Origin of the sequence: Streptomyces sp. NPDC059443 (genome assembly GCF_042750105.1) — a bacterium.
GTDB lineage: Bacteria > Actinomycetota > Actinomycetes > Streptomycetales > Streptomycetaceae > Streptomyces.
This window is the reverse complement of sequence record NZ_JBHYVM010000004.1, coordinates 295,240-302,062: the sequence shown is the minus strand read 5'-3', so window position 1 is coordinate 302,062 and position 6,823 is coordinate 295,240. Positions and strand designations below refer to the sequence as shown.

The following is a 6,823-nucleotide window of genomic DNA, read 5'->3' as shown; positions in this document are numbered from 1 at the left end:
GTTGCGTCCAACCATAGCGGGGCGTGACTGGTAGCCGCGCCCGCGTGGTGCGGGCCAACACCGACCGTTCCCCGCGGGGGGGCGCCGGCGATGCGTCTGAGCCCCCGTGGGTGGCCCGCGCACTTGCGGGGGGCCGCCGCCCGCCGGTTTGGGCGGGGCGGGGGGGGGGCTTGTGGTCGTTCCTGCTGCGCCGCGAGCGCTCGGCCCAAGTGGCTCCGCCCGCGCGGGCGGAGCCGTACCGGCACGGGTACACGTACGGCCGGGCCTGGGAGGACGGCAACCCGCAGCCCACGGTGACCGAGCTCTACCACGCACACCGCCTGCGCATGGTCCGGCTGGCCGTGCTGCTCGTGGACGACCTGGGGACCGCGGAGGACGTGGTGCAGGACGCGTTCACTGCGCTGTACCGGCGCCACGGCGAGCGGATCGCGGAGGTGGACAACGCGCTGGGGTACTTGCGCACCTCCGTGGTCAACACCGCCCGTTCCGTGCTGCGCCGCAGGCGGACCGCGCGCGCGTGGACCCCGGCTCCGCCCGTGGACGTACCGTCCGCCGAGGCCTCGGTGGTCCTCGACGAGGCACACCGCGAAGTGCTCGCCGCGCTGGGCCGGCTGACGCCGCGGCGGCGCCAGGTACTGGTGCTGCGCTACTGGGCCGACCTGAGCGAGGCGGAGATCGCCGAGACGCTCGGGATCAGCCGGGGCGCGGTCAAGTCGAACGCGAGCCGTGGGCTGGACGCGCTGGAACGGATCCTGGAGGGTCGGATATGAGGCGTGACGAGGGTCCCGAGGACCCTGAGGGTCCCGAAGGGCGCGAGGGCCGCGAGAGGCCCGTCGAGCGGCGGCTTCGGCAGGCTCTCGACGCCCGCGCCGCCGGGATCACCGTGCGAGGGCTGAGCCCGGCGCGGCCTCCGGGCCCGGGGGTACGGAGGCTGCCGTGGGCGCCGTTGCGCCTGCGGGGGTTCGCGCTGCCGCTGGTGGGGCTGGCCGCGGCGGCGGCCGTGGGGTACGCCGTCCTGGCTCCGGATCCGGGGTCGGTCCACCCGGACCCCGCGCCGCCGGCCGCGCCGCCGACCACCTCGCCGACCGCTCCGGCGCCGGATCCGGTCGTTCCGGCCCCGTCGTCTTCGTCCTCGGGGCCCGCGCCGTCGGCGTCGCCGTCGTCCGCGTTCCCGCCGTCCTCGCCTTCGGTCTCGGGGCCGCCCGGACTGATGCCCAGTGCGACGCCCGTGCCCGGTTCCGGGTCGCCGCGGCCGGGTTCCGTGCCCTCGGCCTCGTCCCCGGCCTCGTCCGTGCCCTCGTCCGTTCCCTCGGGCTCCGTGTCGACTTCGCGGCCGCCGGTCGCCCCGTCCAGCTCCCGATAGCGGGGGGGCGGGGCGGGGCGGGGCTGTGGCGGGCGGCTACGTCGCGTCGGCCGCCGGGGTGTTCTTCACGGCGGCCACCAGCGGTGCCAGCTCCGGCTTGCGCGCGGCCTCGTCCAGCGCCTCGCGCAGGGCGGTGTCGTTCGTGGGCCGGGCCTCGGCCAGCAGGGCCAGGCCGGCCGGGCTGACATCGGTGTAGATGCCCCGCCGGTCGGTGTCGCAGATGTAGCGGTTCAGCAGCCCGCGGTCCTCCAGCCGGCTGACCAGGCGGGTCGTCGCGCTCTGGCTGAGCACCACCGAGTCCGCGACCTGGTGCATCCGCAGGTGGCCGCCGGGGCCGCTGTGCTGGCGGCTGAGGACGTCGAGGAGCGAGTACTCGCGCACGCTCAGCCCGTGTCCCGCCTGGAGCGCGCGCTCGATGTGCGTCTCGATCCGCCCGTGCAGGAGGGAGAGGGCGCACCAGCCCTGGGAGAGGGCGGTGAGTGGGCTGTCCGTGGCCGTCATGGGCTCCTCCTTCAGTTTCTGTGTACCGAGCCGTGTACCCGTCTGTACCCACAGGATAGGCCACCTGTGCAATAGCCCGCGTTTGCAATTAACCCGCGCCTGCAATTAATGTGGACGCAGGTAATCCGCTGTGGCGGCAAACCTTCGGCGCACGCAACCTCCCCCTGAAGGGCACCCCCCTCATGCCTCTCGCACTCCTCGCCCTCGCCATCGGCGCCTTCGGGATCGGCACCACCGAATTCGTGATCATGGGCCTGCTCCCCGAAGTCGCCGGCACCTACGGCGTCTCGATCCCCACCGCCGGATTCCTGGTCACCGGCTACGCCCTCGGCGTGGTCCTCGGCGCCCCGCTGATGACCGTCCTCGGCACCCGCGTCCCCCGCAAGCGCATGCTGATGCTGCTCATGGGGCTGTTCGTCGTCGGCAACGTCGTCTCCGCGCTCGCCCCCGTCTTCGGCGTCATGCTCGCGGGCCGCGTCGTCGCCTCCCTCGCCCACGGCGCCTTCTTCGGGATCGGCGCCGTCGTGGCCGCCGGGCTGGTCGCGCCCGAGAAGAAGGCCGGAGCCATCGCCATGATGTTCACCAGCCTCACCGTGGCCAACGTCGTCGGCGTCCCGCTCGGCACCCTCGTCGGCCAGCACCTCGGCTGGCGGGTCACCTTCCTGGCCGTAGCCTCGCTCGGCGTCCTCGGCCTGATCGGCATCGCGCGGCTCGTCCCCGATCTGCCCCGCCCCGAAGGCGTACGGATCCGCCACGAACTGGCCGCGTTCCGCAACGTCCAGGTCCTGCTCGCCATGGCGATGACCGTCCTCGGCTTCGGCGGGGTCTTCGCCGCCGTCACCTACATCACCCCGATGATGACCAACGTCGCCGGTTTCGCCGACACCTCCGTGACCTGGCTGCTCGTCCTCTTCGGCCTCGGCATGGTCGCCGGGAACCTCATCGGAGGCCGGTTCGCCGACCGCGCGCTGATGCCGATGCTCTACGTGTCCCTCGGCGCGCTCGCCACCGTCCTCGCGGTGTTCACCCTCACCGCCCACAGCAAGGCGGGCGCGGCCGTCACCGTCGTCCTCATCGGAGCCCTCGGCTTCGCCACCGTCCCGCCGCTGCAGAAGCGCGTCCTCGACCAGGCCGCCGGCGCCCCCACCCTGGCCTCGGCCGTCAACATCGGCGCCTTCAACCTCGGCAACGCCCTCGCCGCCTGGCTCGGCGGGATCGTCATCGCCGCCGGGTTCGGCTGGACCGCCCCGAACTGGGTCGGCGCGGCCCTCGCCGCCTCCGCCCTCGCCCTCGCCCTCGTCTCCGGAGCGCTCGAACGGCGTACGGCGGCCCGCGCGGCCGGCGAAGGCACCGGCAGGGTCGTCACGGCCGGAGCCCCGGCGGGCGCGGCGGTCCCGGTCCACCACTGATCAACGGGCCCTCGTACCGAGTACCTCGAACGCCTCGTTCCCCCCACCACCCCCGGGCCGGGCCCGCCGCCCGGGTCGCGCGCCCGGGTCCCCCGTGCCACGTTGGTACGGGGGTCACAAGGGTGCGTGATGCGACAGACCAAGCAGGACAGACGGAGCCACGTCATCGCGACGGCCACGGTCGCCGCGCTGGTCTCCCTCGCCCTCGTCCAGGGTTGTTCGACCGGCTCGGCCTCCCCGGGCGCGGCCCGGACCCCGGCCGCCGCCTCGCGGAGCCCGGTGGTGTCCGCGTCCGCAGCCACCCGGTCGGCCGCCGAACCCTCGCCGACGGCCTCGTACCCGCTGTCCGCCACCCCGAGCACCATCCCGGCCGTACGGGAACACGTGCCGGCCCGCGGCCCCGGCTGGCGGCCCGCCTCCGGGGCGCGGGTCGTCGTACCGCCGGCCGACAGCGCGGCCCTGTCCGACGAAGGCCGGCTGCTGGCCGGTGAACTGCGCATCGGATTCGCCGAATCGGCCGAACCGCGCCGCGGAGACGTCCAACTGGCCCTGGGAGCCAAGGACTCCGGAGCGCCAGAGTCCTACACGCTCACCGTGCGCGACGGGCAGGTCCGCATCACCGGACCCGACGAAGCCGGGGTCTTCTACGGAACCCGCACCCTCAAACAGGAAGTGGCGGGCGGCCGTTCGGCCCCGGAGGGGACCGTGCGGGACGCCCCGGCCAAGCCGCAGCGCGGGCTGAACCTGGACATCGCCCGCAAGAACTTCACCCCGGACTGGATAGAAGGCCGGCTGCGCGAGATGGCCGACCTGAAGCTGAACCAGCTGGGCCTGCACTTCTCCGACGACCAGGCCTTCCGGATCGAATCGGACACCCACCCCGAGATCGTCTCCACCCCGCACCTCACGAAGGCGCAGGTGCGCGAGATAACGGCGCTCGCCGCCCGCCTGCACATCGCGGTGATACCCGAGATCGACTCGCCCGGCCACCTCGGCGCGGTGCTGCGCGCGCACCCCGGACTGCAACTGCGCGATGCGCAGGGCCGGGTGGTCAAGGGCGCGGTGGACATAGCCAACCCGGCGGCGGCGAAGCTCGTTGACGAACTCCTGCGCGAGTACCTCCCGTTGTTCCCCGGCGCGATCTGGAACCTGGGCACCGACGAGTACCAGGCGCTGGTCTACCGCGATCCGCAGACCTCCTTCCCGGGGCTCGCGGCGGCGGCGCGCACGCGGTACGGATCCGCCGGGCTGGTCCGGGACCTGGCCACGGGGTGGCTCAACGACCGTGCGGACGTGGTCCGTTCGGCGGGCCGGGCGCCGGCGGCGTGGAACGACGGATTCTTCGCGGGCGGAGTCGTCAAGCCCGCGCAGGACATCCAGGTCGAGTACTGGACGGGCAAGGAGAACGGGGCCCGGCCGCCGCTGGAGTACCTGCGCGAGGGCCGCAAGGTGGTCAACCTCAACGACGAGTACCTCTACTACGTGCTGGGGGAGCCCAACCAGTTCACGTACCCCACGGGCCGGCGGATATACGAGCAGTGGACCCCGCTGGTGCTGCGCGGGACCACCGCCGTCCCCGCGAGCTACGGTGACCGGGTCCTGGGCGCGCGCTTCGCCGTCTGGTGCGATCTGGCCGACGCCCAGACCCAGGACCAGGTGGCGGCCGGCATCCGGCTCCCGCTCGCGGCCCTGTCCCAGAAGCTCTGGGACCCCCGCACCCCCGGCCTCGACTGGACGGCCTTCAAGACCCTCGCCGACCGCTTCCAGCCCTAGGGGGCGGGAACCCGGTGTCTACCAGATGGAGTTGACCCACTCCGGGTGGTCGATGAACGGGTTCCGGTTGTGCTGGTAGGTGTCGTAGATGACCTGGTTGCGGCGCTGCTCGAAGGCGTCCGGCGGGTCCTGGAGGTTCCACTGCTTCAGGACGCTGATCCGGCCGATCGCGGGTGCGGTGCCGTTGTTGACCTTGTCGTTGACTTCGAGGTCGGCGAAGCCGTCGCCGCCGTCGTAGCGCACGGCCATGTAGAGCAGCATCCGGGCCACGTCACCCTTGACCGCGTCCCGCGGTTCGAAGGAGTCGGAGTCGGTGAAGCTGCCGGGGGCCTCGGCGACCGGGCTGCCGCCCTTGTCGAAGTCCTTGTTCCCGCGGGTGCTGTTGACCGTGACGTCCTCGGGCTTGAGGTGGTGCAGGTCGGTGCCCGGCCCGGTGGCGGTGCCGAAGTTGCCGTGGCTCTTCGCCCAGACGTGCTCGCGGTTCCAGTCGTTGGCCCCGCCGCCGTTGGTGGACTTGGACTGGGAGCGGCCCGAGTAGACCAGGATGACGTTGTTGGGGTTCGCCGGGTCCTGGTCGGTGACCTTCAGGGCGTTCCACACGCCGTCGTACGTCACCGTGGACTGGGTCTTGATGATGTTGTGCAGTGCCGTCTTGAGCGCGGCGCCGGTCTTGCCCTCGGCGGAGGCGTAGTACGCGTCCACCGAGACGGAGGCGGAGGAGGCGGTGGAGGCCGCGGGCGCGGCGGCCGATCGCTGGCCCGCCGTGGCGGAGGCCGGGATCAGGGCCAGGGCCGCCGCCGCGAGGCCTGCCGCCCAGGGAGCCAGGCGCGAGATTCTCATCACGTGGGGGTACCTCTCCACACGCACCGCTCCCGCCCGGGGAATTGGCGGGGCATCAGGTGGCAGAGCGAGGCTCACATTGTCATGTGCCCTACAGATGAAAACCATGTGTCGGAAGCCCGGACTTTCGCCCCCGCCCGCCCCGTGCGCCGACCGGGTGAGGTTGGCGCACGGCCCTCTTGGCAGAACCCGGGGATGCGGGCACGGTAAGCGGAGGCCACACCGTGAACAGCCCTACCAGGAGCAGCCCATGGCAGTGAAGATCCTCATCGTGACCGGCGACGCGGCGGAGTCGCTGGAGGTCCTCTACCCCTACCAGCGTCTGCGCGAAGAGGGGTACGAGGTCCACATCGCGGCGCCGGCCGTCAAGAAACTGCGGTTCGTCGTGCACGACTTCGAGGACGGCTTCGACACCTACACCGAGAAGCCCGGCTACACCTGGCCCGCCGACATCGCCTTCGCCGACGTGGACCCGGGGGAGTACGCGGCCCTCGTCGTACCGGGCGGACGCGCCCCCGAGTACCTGCGCAACGACCCCGAGGTGCGGCGGATCCTGGCCGCCTTCGCCGGCTCGGACAAGCCGATCGCGCAGATCTGCCACGGCCCCCTGATCACGGCCGCGGCGGGTGCGCTGGACGGCCGCCGGGTCACGGCCTATCCGGCGCTGGAACTGGACATGAAGGCGGCCGGCGCCGACTTCGAGGACTCCGAAGCCGTGGTGGACGGGACGCTGGTCTCGGCCCGCGCGTGGCCCGACCACTCCGCCTGGATGCGGGAATTCCTGACCGTGCTGCGCGGCAAGGCCCCGCTGGCGTAGCCGTGGCCGTAGCGGGGGGGGGGGGCCCCCCCCGGGGGGGCCCCGGGGGCGGGGGGCGGCGGGGGAGGGCCGGCGTGGGGGGGGGGGGGGGCCGCGGCGACGGGTGTGGGGCGGGGGACT

6 protein-coding genes are annotated in these 6,823 nt (G+C 73.0%); 4 read left to right on the top strand and 2 right to left on the bottom strand.

Features of this window, described 5'->3' with window-relative positions; all coding sequences use genetic code 11:
* Positions 1 to 170 precede the first annotated feature (170 nt).
* The gene (locus ACFXDJ_RS05920; RefSeq protein ID WP_384847952.1) at positions 171 to 770 is read left to right on the top strand and encodes a SigE family RNA polymerase sigma factor; all 600 of its coding nucleotides are present in this window, start codon (positions 171 to 173) and stop codon (positions 768 to 770) included.
* A gap of 629 nt (positions 771 to 1,399) precedes the next feature.
* On the opposite strand, the gene ACFXDJ_RS05915 is transcribed toward ACFXDJ_RS05920, so the two are convergent.
* A complete protein-coding gene (locus ACFXDJ_RS05915; RefSeq protein ID WP_384847949.1) occupies positions 1,400 to 1,864 on the bottom strand; it encodes a MarR family winged helix-turn-helix transcriptional regulator in 465 nt (154 codons plus the stop codon).
* A gap of 182 nt (positions 1,865 to 2,046) precedes the next feature.
* On the opposite strand from ACFXDJ_RS05915, the gene ACFXDJ_RS05910 reads away from it, so the two are divergent.
* Together ACFXDJ_RS05910 and ACFXDJ_RS05905 are read left to right on the top strand one after the other, a co-directional pair.
* The gene (locus ACFXDJ_RS05910; protein WP_384847946.1) at positions 2,047 to 3,273 is read left to right on the top strand and encodes an MFS transporter; all 1,227 of its coding nucleotides are present in this window, start codon (positions 2,047 to 2,049) and stop codon (positions 3,271 to 3,273) included.
* 129 nt (positions 3,274 to 3,402) lie between these two features.
* Positions 3,403 to 5,046, top strand: a complete 1,644-nt coding sequence (locus tag ACFXDJ_RS05905) for a glycoside hydrolase family 20 protein (RefSeq protein ID WP_384847943.1) — start codon at positions 3,403 to 3,405, stop codon at positions 5,044 to 5,046.
* 18 nt (positions 5,047 to 5,064) lie between these two features.
* Here the strand turns inward: ACFXDJ_RS05905 and ACFXDJ_RS05900 are convergent, their stop codons facing one another.
* Positions 5,065 to 5,886, bottom strand: coding sequence for an endonuclease I family protein (locus tag ACFXDJ_RS05900; protein ID WP_384847941.1), 822 nt, complete (start codon positions 5,884 to 5,886; stop codon positions 5,065 to 5,067).
* A gap of 250 nt (positions 5,887 to 6,136) precedes the next feature.
* Here ACFXDJ_RS05900 and ACFXDJ_RS05895 point away from each other — a divergent pair, with 250 nt between their 5' ends.
* Complete coding sequence (locus ACFXDJ_RS05895; RefSeq protein WP_384847938.1) at positions 6,137 to 6,703, top strand: DJ-1/PfpI family protein; 567 nt, start codon at positions 6,137 to 6,139, stop codon at positions 6,701 to 6,703.
* The last annotated feature ends 120 nt before the right edge of the window (positions 6,704 to 6,823 follow it).